The following is a 13,987-nucleotide window of genomic DNA, read 5'->3' as shown; positions in this document are numbered from 1 at the left end:
GCTATGTCTAATGACAAAAAACCGGGGCCCAAGCAGAATAAGCAGATAGACAAGATCAAATCTTCCGTTTTTTCTCGCAGCCTTTCTTTAGCTAAAATCACTCTCAATGCAGGCGCAAGCCTTGCGTCCCACAATATTAAGAACAGCTTTTCCTCCAAAGAAGAAAAAACAGACTCCTGGAAAAGCTTTGTGAAAAACCAAGCTCAAGTCGTTACTAACGAGCTTGGGGAACTCAAAGGCAGCCTGATGAAGGCCGGACAAATGCTCTCGATGTACGGAGAACACTTTTTACCTCCTGAAGCCAACGCATTTTTAAAAAGCCTGCAAGCGGACTCCCCGGCTTTGAAATGGTCTGCGATCGAGCCGGTCCTTAAAAAAAACCTTTCAACGGATCAACTTAGTCAACTAGAGATTGAACACGACGCCTTGTCTTGCGCCTCATTGGGGCAAGTGCATCGCGCTCGTATCAAAGCTACGGGTGAAGAAATTGTTTTAAAAATTCAGTATCCAAACGTAGATAAGGCCATTGAAAGTGACCTAAGATCTTTAAAAACAATTTTAGGAATGATGAAACTGGTTCCAAAGGATTTAAACTTAGATCCTATTTTTCATGAGATCCATGAAATGCTTGTCCAAGAGACAGACTATACCTTGGAAGCAAAACTCACTCAGGATTTCTTTGATAAAATGAAAGGCGACAATCGTTATGTTGTGCCTAAAGTTTACCCAGAATTTTCCAATCGTCATATCTTAGCGACCTCTTATGAGGAAGGCTATCGCGTCGACAGTCGCGAGGTTCAAGATTTATCTCTGGAAAGACGAAACAAGATTGCTCTGAACTATTTGGATCTTTACTTTACAGAACTCTTTTTGTGGCAGCTTGTGCAAACAGATCCTCATATCGGCAACTACTGCATTCGCCTTCACAAAAATGGCCATGATCAAATCGTGCTCTATGATTTCGGCGCGACTCGCGAGTACTCACCGGCCTTTATGAGCACTTATCGACAAATGCTAGAGGCCGCGCTTAATGCCGACGAAAAAGCTCTTCGCCATGCGGCCCAGAAATTGAAATTCTTAGATCCACAAGATGAAGCGGAATTGAAAGCTCTTTTTGAAGAATTCTGCTTTGAGTTTGTAGAGCCGTTCCTAACTCCTGACGATCCTCGACTGCCACCCGGCGTGATGGATCATCAAGGCAACTACGATTGGAAAAATACCGATTTGCCTCAGAGACTCACGAAGAAGATCCTTAACGTTCTTCGCAAATTTTCGTGGCGAACGCCGCCCCGGGAAATTTTATTTTTGGATCGCAAAAGTGGCGGAGTCTTTATTTTTCTTTCGGTGCTTCGGGCTCGTTGCCGGGGGCGCGATCTTCTTTTGAAATATCTTGAGCACTCAATTGACTAAGTTCTGAGTTAATCAGGGTCAAAAGCTTTTGTACATCGACGGGTTTACTCAGCACTTTCACGTTGAGCTCTAGCAGCTCTTCATCTAAAAACTGATGATAACCAGACCACAGAACAAGCGGAATATGCTTGTTCATTTCTCGCACCTTACGCGTAAACTCGACACCAGACATGCCCGGCATCGAAAGATCTGAAATGATTAAGAAGTACTGACTTTGCAGCTCTGTAAACACCTTCATGGCTTTAATGGGGTCAACAAAGGTTTCTACTTGCAAGCCTTCGATCTCTAATAGCTCTTTAATGAGAAGACCAATTTCAGGCTCGTCATCCACAATCATAACCTTCTGAGCAGACTTAAAATTGAATGGCGTTGTCTTGACCTCTTCGACAACGCCAGAACTTACCACCGGTAAGAAAATATCGAAATCGGTTCCCTGTCCGCTGGCGCTTTTTACTTCGATAAAACCTTGGTGATTTGTCACGATTCTTTGGACGACCACCATACCGATATTTTGCGCATAGAAAGGGTCAAAGATTTTTTCAATTTCATCACGGGCCATTTCTTCGCCGCTATAGTGTAAACTCCATTTCACATAAGGACTGTCTTTAATTTGGGCCTTACGCAGACTCAGACGAATCTCTCCGCCATTGATACCGATGGCGCGTGCTGCGTTCACGCACAGGTTCATCAACGCTTGCTGGATTTGATTCAAATCAGCGTTGATGCTTAAATCTCCGCAGTCTCCCAAATCCAAACTCAGACGAATTTGCGCAGGCAACGTCGATCTTAAAAAATCCAATATTTCAGGGAAGATGCTTTTAATTTGCACCGGCACCATCGTTGAATCCTCTCGGCGGCTGAAAATCAGAATTTGTGCAACTAAGTGACGAGCTCTATGACAAGCCCGCTTGATGGAGTCCAAATAATGCTGATCCGGAGTCGAGGCCTTATGAATACTCATCAGCTTTTCAGTAGTAGCTAATATAATTGCTAAAATATTATTAAAATCGTGGGCAATTCCTTCAGCCAAAGTACCGATCGCCTCCAGTTTTTCAGACTGTGACGAGCGTTCTTCAATTTGTTTGCGTAGACGCTCAACCTCTTTGCGAATTTCATCAGTATGAATACGCTCGAGTTCTGCTCCGGCACGCGCTGCAAAGACAGACAAGACTGTGCGCTTCAACGCCAAGTCCAGCATTTCGTCTTCACTGTAGACCATCAAAATGCCGATAGGTCTTTGCTCCGAGTCTTGTAAAACCATTCCCATACAAGACTCAATATTGCGATAACTCAATAACGGATCTTGAGTAAAAATCTTACTCACTGATTTTGGATAAACGAAAAATTCGCCGGGCTTTAAATTATCAAACGGCGTATTGCGAAGGTCATAGATATAGTCGGTACCAAACGCTCCATCCACCCAGTTCACGACAAAGCGGACCGAGTTCGCGTGCTCTGGCAATAAAACACCGATGGCAACATTCTTAACTTCGAAGACTTTTGCGATTTGAAGTCCTAACTCGCGCAAGAAATCATGACCGGTCAGAGTTTCGGTTTTTTGCTGGATTCGGCGGATCAAGTCTTCACGACGGTGATGCTCGTTCAATGCCTGACTTAAAGACGCCTGACGACGTCGGACCATGTTCACCAAAAAGACCAAGGCCCCCATGAAGATACCAAACACCGCGACCACCAAAAAGCTCACGGTTTTCCAGCCCGAGAAGATAGCCTCTTTGGTGTAACCAACATATGTCATGGCTCCATAGGGGCTTGCAAATTTGTAATACCCGATCTTCTCTCTGCCATCGAGCCGGCTTTTTCCCTCAATCGCGCCCTCTGAACCCATACGTACAAGCCCTGAAAAAGCGACCTTTTCTGACTGAACATCAACAGCGTCAGCCGGATAGCGGTAAATGATTTGCCCATCGTCGCGGAAGATCGTGAAATTGACTCCCGCCGGAAGATCCAAGGTTTTATAAAAAGCCTCAAAATCTTCCATCGCTCTGCTGACTGCGATAACACCGACAAAACGTCCGTCTTTATCGCGTAGAGTTTTATTCAAAACCAAAATTCTTTTTTTATCTACGAGTGAAACATTCAAAGTCAAAATGGTATAATTTTTTTGCGTCTTAAGATAATCAAACTCGGAACCGGCTCTTTTTCGATAAGACTCCCACAAAGAGTGATGAGAAGGTGGCGCTGTTGAAGCTCGCAGCCTTCCATCCTGATCTAAAATAAAGACGTTGCGAATATTTGTACTTTCCATGAGCTTTTTTGCCTCATGAAGAAGCGCATTTATCTCGGTTTGCGAGTGTTTCTCTAGCCCGCCCTTCTCACCGAGTTCACCGGCAACAAACTCTAAGGGAATGGTCATGATCTCTAGCTGGCGGCGATTGGTCTCATCCAACGCCAAAGCCAGAGAGTGTGTTTGCGCATAAGCGCCTTTTTTCAACTGAGAGCGCACAAACCAAATGGATGCAAAAAGCAAAACTCCCAATAGGAGTACTGTCAGGGTATAGAAGCCCCACAGGTATTTGTTAAAAATACGGTCTTTGATTTTCAATGTGTGATCTAAGAGAATCTGTTTAGCCAAAATCAGCAGCTCCTTGCAGTGCAATCTTCCTTGTATAGGCAGAGAATCAAAGTTCCAAATTATTTCTCTAAGCTCTTATTTTCAGAGGTAAAATCCTCTATTTGTGACGAAAAAAGGATGGTTTTTTCTGCACCTTTTGGTGGCTTTTTTGTCGAGCACAAAGATTGACCCTCTAGGGGGCCGATGATAAGCCCATGTGTATGAAAACAAAGTCTGCACTTCATCGCTTTGCCCAGTTTCTTTTGATCTACACACTTCTTGTGATTCTCTGGGGCGCGTGGGTACGCATTTCTCACTCGGGCGATGGCTGTGGCGATACTTGGCCTCTTTGTAACGGCAAAATTATTCCAGAAGCTGAACATAAAAAAACCTGGGTGGAATTCAGTCACCGCCTTACCTCTGGTTTGTTTGGCCTTTTGGTTATTTACTTGTTCTGGATCGGACGAAAGCTTTACGAAAAACAAGAACCCGTCCGCAAAGCGATCTTGGCAACCTTGATTTTCACGATTACAGAAGCACTCTTGGGCGCGAAGTTGGTGTTGTTCGGCTTGGTAGGCAGCAACGACTCTCCGTTCAGACTTTTCGTGATGGGTTTACATCAAGTGAATTCATTGCTCTTGAGCGGCAGTGTCGCGTTGGTCGTTTTGTATTCAAGCGATCTACCAAATCTTTTGAAAAACGCTGCTAACAGTAAAGAAAAAGTGCCGATGCCAAAATGGGCGGTTAGTTTTTTAATTCTATTTGTTGTAATTGCAGTAACTGGCGCTTTTGCATCCCTATCGACGACGCTATTCCCATCGACGTCACTTTTTGAAGGCATCACCCAAGACTTTGCCCCAGACGCCCATTATTTATTGCGCCTGAGAATCTCGCATCCAATCCTAGCGACACTCATCGGCGGCAGCCTTGCACTCTACTTCTGGTTAAGATCCCAAGTGGAACAAAACGAGATCGTAAAGAAGGCCACTCTACAAGTAACAATGATCTTTGTGATCGGTGTGGTCTTCGGCTACATTACACTCTTCAGCCTGGCACCAATCTGGATGAAGGTGGCACATTTACTCATTGCCCACGTGATTTGGATCACACTATTACGCTGGTACTCACTGAAGAAGCTTGCATTGAAGTAAGGAGCTATTCGAGTGGCTTTACGGTTTCGAATACTTTTTGAGCCACATCTTTATCGGTCAGCTTTTCAATCATCCATAAGGCGAGTTTATCGCCACTCAGACAGCGTGCGCCGGTTGCGATGTTACCTTCGCTGACAAAGGCTTTTTCAACCACATTGACACCGAATCTTTTGAGAGCCTCAGCTGCCGTCGGATAGGTCGTGGCGCGTTTACCTTTTAAAAGCCCTAAAGCGCCTAAAATCAAAGCTCCAGAATCGATCGCGGCTATATATTGTTTTTTCTCGTCCAGCTGAAACTTATCTAGAAATGATTTGTCATTTACAAGGCGCCTTGTTTCACTTCCGCTGCAGAATAAAACTGCATCGCATTTTGAAGCAAAACTATACGGCTTTGTCGGCCTAAGACTTAGACCCGAGGCTGATTTTATATCTGAAGAGTCACATAAAATCTCAACGTTCCAATTGTCTTTTAATTTTAATAGTCGAACTCTATTTAGAAGATCCCAGGGCAGGTAAAAATCTAAATCTGTAAAATCATCAAAAACTATGATGCCAATATTCATTAAGTCGTTAGCTCGTTGGACTCGGTCAAGCGATGTAGGAATTTGATTTTTTCGTTAATGTCGCTGAGTTCAAGAGTCATTTGCTGCAAATCGTAGTCGCGGATCAAATACGATGCGAACGCGCCCACGATTTCCTCAGGACCAACCAAGCTCTTCATGAAAATGTCTTGCTGCTGCTGATCCGGAATGTGGGTATGGATCCAACGGGTCAAGATCTTCATCAAATGATCCATAGCCGCCTTGTTTTCAGGAGCCACTTGCGTAACTTCTTCTACCTTTTCAGCCTCAACGACCAAGTAGGGAGTTCCGCGCTCTAAAACTTTTCCTAAACGCACTTTGCCGGCACCTTGCAAGAACACAAGCAGGGTCCCGTTCAAACGCTCTTCAACAATTTGTGGATACCCATACCCCGCCAAGGTACGCACATAATTCACATTATCACCCGGCTTCACCGGCGCCACTTGTGAGGCGTCCTCAATAAAACCAATAGCAATAGGCATTTTCTTTTCAGCCGCTACTTTGACCATTTCCAAATAGCGAGGCTCGAAAATGTTCAAAGGTTTGGTGGTCTTCGGGAAAAGACTCACATTTACAAGAGGAAACAAAAAAACTTCCATGACAAAGCCCCGCTCAAAGATAGAACATCAATTATAGGAAGGACAGCCATCAAAAGCTAGGTGAAAAAATGCAGACCCAAAAGCCCTTGATCTTTTTTGACGGCATCTGTCATCTTTGTAATCACTTTGTCGATGCAATCATCACCAGAGACAAATTAAAGCAATTTCAGTTCGCCCCTCTTCAGGGCGAAACTGCTAAAAAAATACTCACATCTGAGGAAATTTCCCGTCTCGACAGCATTGTCCTCGTCGAAAACGAACACAAATATCAAAGCTCTGAAGCCGTCCTCAGAATTCTGATAAAACTCGGCGGCCCCTACAGGCTTTTTTATGTAGCCTGGCTAATTCCGGCCCCTTTGAGAGATGCACTTTACTCTTGGATTGCTCGGCATCGCTATGCCTGGTTTGGCCAAAGCAATTCTTGCCGGCTACCAACTCCCGAGGAAAAAGACCGTCTTCTTCCCTAGACCTTCATGCGTGGATTTTGTCGAATCACTTCGACGATCGGACGATCCGCTTCAGAGAGAATACTCACATCTAAATCCTCAGGTTTAATCATCTGAGAAGCATCGTGTTCAGTCAGATTCAAAGTCTCGGCAGGCAATTTCGCCCAATAGAAATTCAAACGGATTTTTTTTCCAGGATACTGATGCACATTTTCACCAAGATGCTCTTCCACCTTGATACGAACACCGACTTCTTCCAGGATTTCTCTTTGCAAAGCTTGTTCAGGACTTTCCCCTGGCTCTACTTTGCCTCCGGGAAACTCCCAAAAACCAGCGCCACTATTGCCGGGGCCACGACGAACAATCAAAACTTTACCGTCGCGATACAGAATTGCTGCCACAACATGAATACCATCTTGTTGATGCGAACTCAGAATGCTCTCCCTGTTATGAAACCCAGACCAAAGTATATCTCGTCTTTGTGAGTGAAACCAAGAAGATCGTGACCGAAATTTGAAATATTTGATACACTGAGAACATACATGTTTTCGAGCCCCGATAATCTTTCTCATTTCTCCCGTCGAAACGCTGCCATCTGGTCGCTTCTTGCGTTTCAAGCCGGCGTGATCAATGCCGGCGGGGTCCTTGCTTGCCATCGCTTCGTCAGTCACACCACAGGCTTCGCCACCACATTTGGAACCGAAGTTGCCTATGGCCGTTTGTGGACCGGCGTCGGAATGCTTTCTGTTCCTCTGTTCTTCATCATGGGCGCGATGATCTCTGCGTTTTGGGTCGATCGTCGATTGATTAAGAATGAACAACCTCGCTATGCGATCGTGCTTTTCATGATGACAGTGCTCATGGGTGCCACTGCTGTCGCAGGAGTCTTGGGCCATTTTGGAACCTTCGGAGAACCTTTAGTGCTCGCGCGCGATTATGCTCTTTTAACCATTCTTTGTCTGACAAGTGGTTTGCAAAACGCTATGGTGACCACGGCCTTCGGAGCTATTGTTAGAACCACACATCTCACCGGCATATCGACGGATTTGGGCATTGGTTTTGTTCGCCTGATCGCCAACGACCAACAACCGCAAAATCGAAAAAATGAAATTCGCGCAACTTGGATGAGACTTGGCATTATCACTTCATTTATTTGCGGATCTACGTTATCCTCATTTATCTATTTGTCATTGCAGTACTGGGGTTTTGTGATTCCATTTTTCATCTCTGGGACACTTTGGATTGTCAGCTTGGGATTCTTCAAAAACAAAACTCTGACTACACTGAAAAATAAGATAGCAAGTTAGGAACCCCATGATCGATATTGGCAACTCATATTTTGTAATTCTAATCAGCGGTGTCGCTATTTTCCTTTATGGCATGAGCATGGCCAGCCACTCGCTGGAAAAACTCATGGCCAACAAAATCACTGGCCTGATGCACAAACTTTCCGAGAGCAAGTTCCTCTCGATCGTAGTGGGCATTTCACTGACGACTCTCTTACAAAGCTCTGGCGCTGTAACCTCGATGCTAGTGGGTTTAGGTTCTGCACGCGTAATCACTCTTCGCCAAGTAATGGGCGTTATCATTGGTACTGCGATTGGCTCGACACTGACGGTTCAATTGATCTCTTTGGATTTGGGTCAGTATGCATTGCCACTTTTTGCTGTGGCGTTTGCCGTCTATTTCCGCGCTAAAAAACCGATTTTCAAGAATATCGCCATGGTCTTCATGGGCTTCGGGATGCTTTTCCTCGGTCTTAAATTCATCGGCATCAGTGCACATCATTTCGCAGAGATGGACATGATGAAAGATGTGTTTAAATCCCTCCGCGACAATCCGGGCTACTCTTTGATGATCTCGATGGTATTCTGCATGTTCGTGCAAAGTAGTGCCGTGACGATCGGTATCGCGATGAGCTTGGCAAGCGTCGGCGCAATTTCCACCTACGATGCACTTCTTTGGGTTTACGGTGCTAATATCGGTACGACTTCTGTTGCCTTGATCGCAGCAGCAGGAAGCAACCATATTGGTAAACAAGTGGCGTGGGCGCATTTCTTCTATAAAACTCTGAGCGTTGTTCTATTCTATCCATTTACAAATATTTTCATCGAAGGACTCGAAAGCTTCGACACAACGGCGTCGCGTATCACGGCAAATGGCCACTTGATGTTTAACATCATCTCAGCTGTTTTCTTCTTTCCGTTTATCAACAAAGCCGCCACTTTCATTGAAAAAATGTTTCCTAAAAATCCAGAGGACAGTTTTGGTACCGAGTTCGTGAATCTGAACAACTATCAAAGCTCGGCTCTTGCGATCTCTTACGCAAATCGTGAGATCATGCGTACAGCCGACATCGTTCGCGGCATGATTGAAGATTCGATTAAGCTTTTTGAGTCCGCAGACCCTACCCTGATTCAATCCATCAAAGAACGCGATAACAAAGTCGACTTCCTTTACCGCGAAACTAAAATGTTCTTGTTGGATCACGCCAATAAGAGCAACACCGTTGTTCATCAAAATATCATGAGCATGATCATGTTCATCAGCGACCTTGAGCGTGCTGCCGATGCAATCGACATCAACATCATCGCGCTCGCGATTAAGAAAAATGCATTGCATTTGGAGTTCTCTGACGAAGGTTTTAACGAAATCAAAACTCTTCACGAGCAAGTGGTGATGGTTGCACAACTGGCGATCAACTCTTATCAAACTAAAGAGTTGTGCCCTGAAGCAATTCAACTTAAGCGCGATGTTGCAAAACTTGAAATCTCTTTACGCGAGAACCACATTGGCCGTCTGAATCGCGGAATGCGAGACTCTATCAACACAAGCTCTATTCACTTGGATTTGCTGAGTGAATACCGCCGCATCGCTAGCCTTCTCTGCAATCACGCTTACTCTAGTCAGAAACAAACCGTGGTCTAAGGAGTGGCTATGTATCAAAGCATAGGTTTACTGGTCTTATCGAATGTCTTTATGACCTTTGCTTGGTACGGACATCTTAAGGATCATAAATCCAGCGCTTTGTGGATTGCGATCATGGTCAGCTGGGGCATTGCTTTTTTTGAATACTGTCTGCAGGTGCCTGCAAACCGCATGGGTTCTGACCACTTTAGTTTGCCACAACTGAAGATCATCCAAGAGGTCATCACCATGATCGTCTTTGCTGGTTTCACGGTAATGTACATGAAACAGCCTATTAAGCTGGATTTCTTGTGGGCGGGACTCTGTATGGTTGGCGCCGTCTACTTTATGTTCCGTAGCGCCTAGAGCCTATCTTAGTTTACAGGACGCACTTTTTGCGTGGCTTTCAGGACCGATTCAAACTCGCGCTGAAATTTCACCATCACATCTTGAGCCACTTTTTCCGGGGACAGCTTCAAGTCTTCCAGGCTGCATGTTTCAACCGGTGTACCCTTGTTGGTACAATTAATCGCCAAGTGAATCATCGTAGACACCGGAGACTTCGTTGCAATACTGATATTCAGCTTGCGCTCATCCCAGAAAATATCATCGCCATCGCGCTCAAGCACATGCTTACCCAGTGCTGAGTGAGCTTCGGCTTGTAAATAGTCACGGATCATCGATGCGAACAATCTTTGCAAAGCGACGCCTGAAAAGAGGTCTCTATCAAAAATCTCAATGATGAAATGAAGCATTTCATCGCCTTCAATCGGAGACTTGGCCAAAAGATCTTCTCCATCCACCATGTGAGAGAATGGAATGTTGCAAGGCCCTACCCAGCTTACAATAGAATTCCCAAGCACACCGTACGTAAGGTACGCGAACAGAGATTTCAATTGAGCACCGTCGTAGATCATTTTTTCTTTGATAAAAAGACTTTGCATAGATTTCCTTAAGCCAAATAGAGGTTCTTTACGTCGACATTCGCCGCCGCAAAAGCGCGTTTCGAGCGCAAGCAAGACTCACACTCACCACACCACTTTTCTTTTGAAAAATAGCACGGCCAGAGTAAATTCCAAGGCATATTCAAGCTCTGCCCCTTTTTGACAATCTCTGTTTTCTGCAGTTTCACAGTATAACATTCAACTTCCACGTGATTCGCTGTTGAAAACGACAACGACTGGGTTAGTTGTTTCATGAAAGCTTCCGAGTTATCAGGAAAAGTCGTAGCTTCCTCGGCATTAAAGCCAGGAATCACGATTTGCGCCCCCAGAGCCTCTGCAAATGCAGCTCCGATATTCAGAAAAATTCCATTACGGTTAGGCACCCACACAGACTTCGCCGTTTGCAAAGACTGCTCGTGGCTTTGAATATTCACCGCCGAGCCCGTAGGCACAGCCTCGGATTCGACTAACAATGAAGACTTGTTAAAATCCTTAAACCAAGGAAGAGACAAAACTTTGTGCGGAATTTTCAAATACGCAGCCAATTTTGCCGCGTGCTCGATTTCTTTTTTTGCAGCTTTTTGGCCGTAATCAAAAGTCAGAGCTAAAACGACTTCTTCTTTTTGATGGGCCTCGAACAGATTCACTGAGGAATCAAGGCCCGACGACAACAATACGACGGCTTTTCTTTTCATGAATGCGTCTTCAAATCACGAACCAAGATTTGCACGGTTTTTTGACCTGCAAAGTAGTTCCACTGAAGCTCCCCTAAGATGTCCAAATACGTTGCTGATTCCAAAATTTCAAGATGACGAGGCGACGGAGAAAACAATAAAGCCTCGTGGCTGCCTTTGCCATCTGCCTCGATCAATTTCAAGCGCCAATGTCCGCCCTTAAGACTCTTCTTGGATTGCAAAAGCACGTTGGTAAAATGAATCAAAGGTGTCGAAAAGCCGGTTCCAAAAGGACCGACAAAGTCATACCACTTCATCAGTGGCGCACCAACATCACTCAGCTTTGCATCCACGTCATAGAAAACTTCCAAGGGTTTTGGCTTCTCGTGAAGGTCGTGGAAATAAGTTTTTAAGCGCTCAATCACCAGGGGCATTTTATCGCTATGAAGCTCAAACCCAGCTGCAGCAGAGTGACCGCCAAAACGGCTTAACAAATCTTCCGCTGATGTCATTGCTTGCACAAGACAAGCCTCTTGTCCTTGCGGAAGACGCGCACTGCCGACGATGACGTTGTCATCACCCCAAGAGCCTACAAAAGCAGGGCGATTGAAAACTTGCGAAAGCTTAGTCGCAATCAATCCGACAACTCCGCGATGGAAATTACGAGACGCCACAAAGACAAAGTCTTTATGTGGCCAGTCTTTCAATAACTCCATAGCCTCGGTCTCGGCATCGCTCTGCAATTGCACCCGAGTCGAGTTATTCTTAATCACCTGATGAACCATACCCTGAGCAGTGGCATCATCATCAACAAGGAATATATCAATAGGTAAAATGCCCGATTCCATACGACTTAAGGCATTTAACTTCGGCGCAAAACGAATCGCCACATCCTGACTGGTCAATGCACGGTTTTCCAACCCAAGCTCTGCCAGCAAAGCACGCAACCCAGGACGTTTGGTTTCAGCCAACTTCAACAATCCGTGCTTCACAAGCACACGATTATCATCAACCAGAGGCACCATGTCCGTCAGTGTAGCAATAGTGAAGAAGTCTAAAACTTCTTTCAGATCAAAATTATTTTTAGGCAATTGCGGGTTATCGAAGAAATAGCGCTTAAGTGCTCTTAACAAATAGAAAGCAACGCCCGCTCCGCACAGATATCCCAACCCCGAAGTGTCGGATCCTTGATTTGGATTCACCACGACATAGGCCGGAGGCAAAACTTCCCCTGGCAAATGGTGATCCGTCAGAATCACATCCACCCCAAGATTTTGAGCCCGCTCCACTGCTGGATTAGCAGTGATTCCTACATCCACGGTTACAATCAGAGTCACGCCCTGCTTGTGCAGTTCTTCAACAACATCCGCGTGAAATCCATAACCTTGAGACAAGCGCTTTGGCTGATAATGAACAACATCTTCAAAACCCAAAGCAAGCATGCCCGTTTTTAGCAGAGCCAAACCGGAAGTGCCGTCCAAATCAAAGTCTGCATAGATGCAGATTTTTTCTTTATTCAGAGCCGCTCTTCCAAGACGCTCAATGGCCTTATCCATTCCTTTTAAAAGGAGCGGGTCTTTCATTTCCGTAAGTTTTGGAAACAAAAGTTTATCCACTTGAGTTGAGTCGGCAAAGCCTCGAGATGCGAGAATCCGCCCGATCATGGGCGGAAAAGGGCCCTCCACCGGTTTAGTTTCTAGATCTCGCGATCGCCAGAGAGGGCTCATTAAAACTCCTAATGTGAGAAAAGGCCTGGTTTAGGCGGCTTTTCCACCAACCGTCTTCAACTTCTCCATGAACAATACTAATGGAGCTGCTACGTAAATTGAAGAGTAAGTTCCGAAAAAGATACCGATCGTCAACGCGAATGCGATGTCAGAAACGGTTCCATCGGCAAAAATCCACAAACAAAGAGCACACGTGAATGTTGTACCCGCAGTAATAAGAGTACGGCCCAACATATCGTTGATCGCTTTATTGATAACAAAGCCAATGCCTTTTTCACGGTAGTGACCTTCAGTTTCACGAACACGGTCAAATACAACGATCGTATCGTTCAGAGAGAAACCCATCAAAGATAGGATCGCCGCTAATACAGGAACGTTCACTTCTTTACCAACAAGAACGAAGATCCCCAAAGTGATCACAGCATCATGGAACAAGCACAGAACTGCGCCCGGAGCATATTTGTAATCAAAACGAAGACCTACGTAGATCAAGATCACAAGCAAGCAATAGAATACAGCCAAGAAACCATTACGTTTCAACTCGGCACCCACTTGAGGTCCCACAGTATCCACACGACGGATTTCAGGTTTGTTTGCCGCTAATTCTGTTGTGATTGCTTCTTTAAGTTTCGCAATAGATGCGTTCAAAATCTCGTTGGTTTCTTTATCAGTTGTTCCCTCTTTACCTTGGAAGCTGATTACGAACTCATTTTGTTCGCTGAAGCCTTGAACGCCCACTTCACCCAACTGCAATTTTTCAGTCGCAGTACGCACCTGAGCAATTGTCGTTGGTTCAGCGAACTTCACTTGCATTTCAGTTCCACCTTTAAAGTCGATCCCCCAGTTCACACCGCGAACTCCGAGATAGACCAAAGAAAGAACTACTAACAATAAAGAGATACCGCCGAAAATGCCTACTTGGCCTACGAAATCAAAACGGCCGAAAGATTCTTTAGTTTTCAAAGTATTATTCATCG

Annotated in this window: 14 protein-coding genes; 6 read left to right on the top strand and 8 right to left on the bottom strand. The window is 45.1% G+C overall.

From position 1 onward, the window contains the following. The first annotated feature begins 3 nt into the window (after window positions 1-3). A complete protein-coding gene (locus ACLWBB_RS09055; RefSeq protein WP_413291307.1) occupies window positions 4-1,410 on the top strand; it encodes an ABC1 kinase family protein in 1,407 nt (468 codons plus the stop codon). Here the strand turns inward: ACLWBB_RS09055 and ACLWBB_RS09050 are convergent. Further along, a complete protein-coding gene (locus ACLWBB_RS09050) occupies window positions 1,331-4,003 on the bottom strand; it encodes a response regulator (RefSeq protein ID WP_413291305.1) in 2,673 nt (890 codons plus the stop codon). The two genes, ACLWBB_RS09055 and ACLWBB_RS09050, sit on opposite strands and share 80 nt — an antisense overlap. A 200-nt stretch (window positions 4,004-4,203) precedes the next feature. Here ACLWBB_RS09050 and ACLWBB_RS09045 point away from each other — a divergent pair, with 200 nt between their 5' ends. Continuing rightward, window positions 4,204-5,133, top strand: coding sequence for a COX15/CtaA family protein (locus ACLWBB_RS09045; protein ID WP_413291304.1), 930 nt, complete (start codon window positions 4,204-4,206; stop codon window positions 5,131-5,133). A gap of 4 nt (window positions 5,134-5,137) precedes the next feature. On the opposite strand, the gene ACLWBB_RS09040 is transcribed toward ACLWBB_RS09045, so the two are convergent. Together ACLWBB_RS09040 and ACLWBB_RS09035 are read right to left on the bottom strand one after the other, a co-directional pair. Continuing rightward, complete coding sequence (locus ACLWBB_RS09040) at window positions 5,138-5,695, bottom strand: DJ-1/PfpI family protein (RefSeq protein WP_413291303.1); 558 nt, start codon at window positions 5,693-5,695, stop codon at window positions 5,138-5,140. Beyond that, window positions 5,695-6,312 carry an LON peptidase substrate-binding domain-containing protein gene (locus ACLWBB_RS09035; protein WP_413291302.1) on the bottom strand — a complete coding sequence of 206 codons (618 nt, stop codon included), beginning with the start codon at window positions 6,310-6,312 and terminating at the stop codon, window positions 5,695-5,697. Before ACLWBB_RS09035 ends, ACLWBB_RS09040 begins: the two co-directional genes overlap by 1 nt. Before the next feature lie 86 nt (window positions 6,313-6,398). Here ACLWBB_RS09035 and ACLWBB_RS09030 point away from each other — a divergent pair, with 86 nt between their 5' ends. After that, the gene (locus ACLWBB_RS09030; RefSeq protein ID WP_413291301.1) at window positions 6,399-6,779 is read left to right on the top strand and encodes a thiol-disulfide oxidoreductase DCC family protein; all 381 of its coding nucleotides are present in this window, start codon (window positions 6,399-6,401) and stop codon (window positions 6,777-6,779) included. Here ACLWBB_RS09030 and ACLWBB_RS09025 read toward each other — a convergent pair. Continuing rightward, window positions 6,776-7,159: a (deoxy)nucleoside triphosphate pyrophosphohydrolase gene (locus ACLWBB_RS09025; protein ID WP_413291300.1), complete on the bottom strand. Its 384-nt coding sequence runs from the start codon at window positions 7,157-7,159 to the stop codon at window positions 6,776-6,778. The two genes, ACLWBB_RS09030 and ACLWBB_RS09025, sit on opposite strands and share 4 nt — an antisense overlap. 141 nt (window positions 7,160-7,300) lie before the next feature. Between ACLWBB_RS09025 and ACLWBB_RS09020 the strand changes: the two genes are divergently transcribed. Genes ACLWBB_RS09020 through ACLWBB_RS09010 form a run of 3 tightly spaced genes read left to right on the top strand, consistent with a single transcriptional unit; the run spans window position 7,301 to window position 10,031 of the window. Next, complete coding sequence (locus ACLWBB_RS09020; RefSeq protein WP_413291299.1) at window positions 7,301-8,065, top strand: YoaK family protein; 765 nt, start codon at window positions 7,301-7,303, stop codon at window positions 8,063-8,065. 7 nt (window positions 8,066-8,072) lie between these two features. Next, a complete protein-coding gene (locus ACLWBB_RS09015; protein ID WP_413291298.1) occupies window positions 8,073-9,686 on the top strand; it encodes a Na/Pi cotransporter family protein in 1,614 nt (537 codons plus the stop codon). 9 nt (window positions 9,687-9,695) lie between these two features. After that, the gene (locus ACLWBB_RS09010; RefSeq protein WP_413291297.1) at window positions 9,696-10,031 is read left to right on the top strand and encodes a DMT family protein; all 336 of its coding nucleotides are present in this window, start codon (window positions 9,696-9,698) and stop codon (window positions 10,029-10,031) included. Window positions 10,032-10,039: 8 nt separating this feature from the next. On the opposite strand, the gene ACLWBB_RS09005 is transcribed toward ACLWBB_RS09010, so the two are convergent. The 4 genes from ACLWBB_RS09005 to secF form a co-directional block, all read right to left on the bottom strand. Beyond that, window positions 10,040-10,609 carry a DUF366 family protein gene (locus ACLWBB_RS09005; protein ID WP_413291296.1) on the bottom strand — a complete coding sequence of 190 codons (570 nt, stop codon included), beginning with the start codon at window positions 10,607-10,609 and terminating at the stop codon, window positions 10,040-10,042. Window positions 10,610-10,617: 8 nt separating this feature from the next. Further along, a complete protein-coding gene (queC, locus tag ACLWBB_RS09000; protein WP_413291295.1) occupies window positions 10,618-11,304 on the bottom strand; it encodes a 7-cyano-7-deazaguanine synthase QueC in 687 nt (228 codons plus the stop codon). Further along, a complete protein-coding gene (gene recJ / locus ACLWBB_RS08995; RefSeq protein ID WP_413291294.1) occupies window positions 11,301-12,947 on the bottom strand; it encodes a single-stranded-DNA-specific exonuclease RecJ in 1,647 nt (548 codons plus the stop codon). Before recJ ends, queC begins: the two co-directional genes overlap by 4 nt. Before the next feature lie 93 nt (window positions 12,948-13,040). Further along, the gene (gene secF / locus ACLWBB_RS08990) at window positions 13,041-13,985 is read right to left on the bottom strand and encodes a protein translocase subunit SecF (RefSeq protein WP_413291293.1); all 945 of its coding nucleotides are present in this window, start codon (window positions 13,983-13,985) and stop codon (window positions 13,041-13,043) included. Window positions 13,986-13,987 lie beyond the last annotated feature (2 nt).

The sequence above is a fragment of the Bdellovibrio sp. HCB337 genome (genome assembly GCF_047302465.1).
In the GTDB taxonomy this organism is placed as follows: Bacteria; Bdellovibrionota; Bdellovibrionia; order Bdellovibrionales; family Bdellovibrionaceae; genus JACMRP01.
The sequence above is the reverse complement of the archived record's forward strand: the minus strand, read 5'-3'. Positions and strand labels throughout refer to the sequence as shown.

Excerpts from the sequence above, each read along its gene's own strand:
- ACLWBB_RS09010 (WP_413291297.1), top strand. The coding sequence starts at position 9,696 with ATGTATCAAAGCATAGGTTTACTGGTCTTATCGAATGTCTTTATGACC.
- ACLWBB_RS09045 (WP_413291304.1), top strand. The coding sequence starts at position 4,204 with ATGAAAACAAAGTCTGCACTTCATCGCTTTGCCCAGTTTCTTTTGATC.
- ACLWBB_RS09020 (WP_413291299.1), top strand. The coding sequence starts at position 7,301 with ATGTTTTCGAGCCCCGATAATCTTTCTCATTTCTCCCGTCGAAACGCT.
- ACLWBB_RS09005 (WP_413291296.1), bottom strand. The coding sequence starts at position 10,609 with ATGCAAAGTCTTTTTATCAAAGAAAAAATGATCTACGACGGTGCTCAA.
- recJ (WP_413291294.1), bottom strand. The coding sequence starts at position 12,947 with ATGATCGGGCGGATTCTCGCATCTCGAGGCTTTGCCGACTCAACTCAA.
- ACLWBB_RS09055 (WP_413291307.1), top strand. The coding sequence starts at position 4 with ATGTCTAATGACAAAAAACCGGGGCCCAAGCAGAATAAGCAGATAGAC.
- ACLWBB_RS09015 (WP_413291298.1), top strand. The coding sequence starts at position 8,073 with ATGATCGATATTGGCAACTCATATTTTGTAATTCTAATCAGCGGTGTC.
- secF (WP_413291293.1), bottom strand. The coding sequence starts at position 13,985 with ATGAATAATACTTTGAAAACTAAAGAATCTTTCGGCCGTTTTGATTTC.
- queC (WP_413291295.1), bottom strand. The coding sequence starts at position 11,304 with ATGAAAAGAAAAGCCGTCGTATTGTTGTCGTCGGGCCTTGATTCCTCA.
- ACLWBB_RS09035 (WP_413291302.1), bottom strand. The coding sequence starts at position 6,312 with ATGGAAGTTTTTTTGTTTCCTCTTGTAAATGTGAGTCTTTTCCCGAAG.
- ACLWBB_RS09040 (WP_413291303.1), bottom strand. The coding sequence starts at position 5,695 with ATGAATATTGGCATCATAGTTTTTGATGATTTTACAGATTTAGATTTT.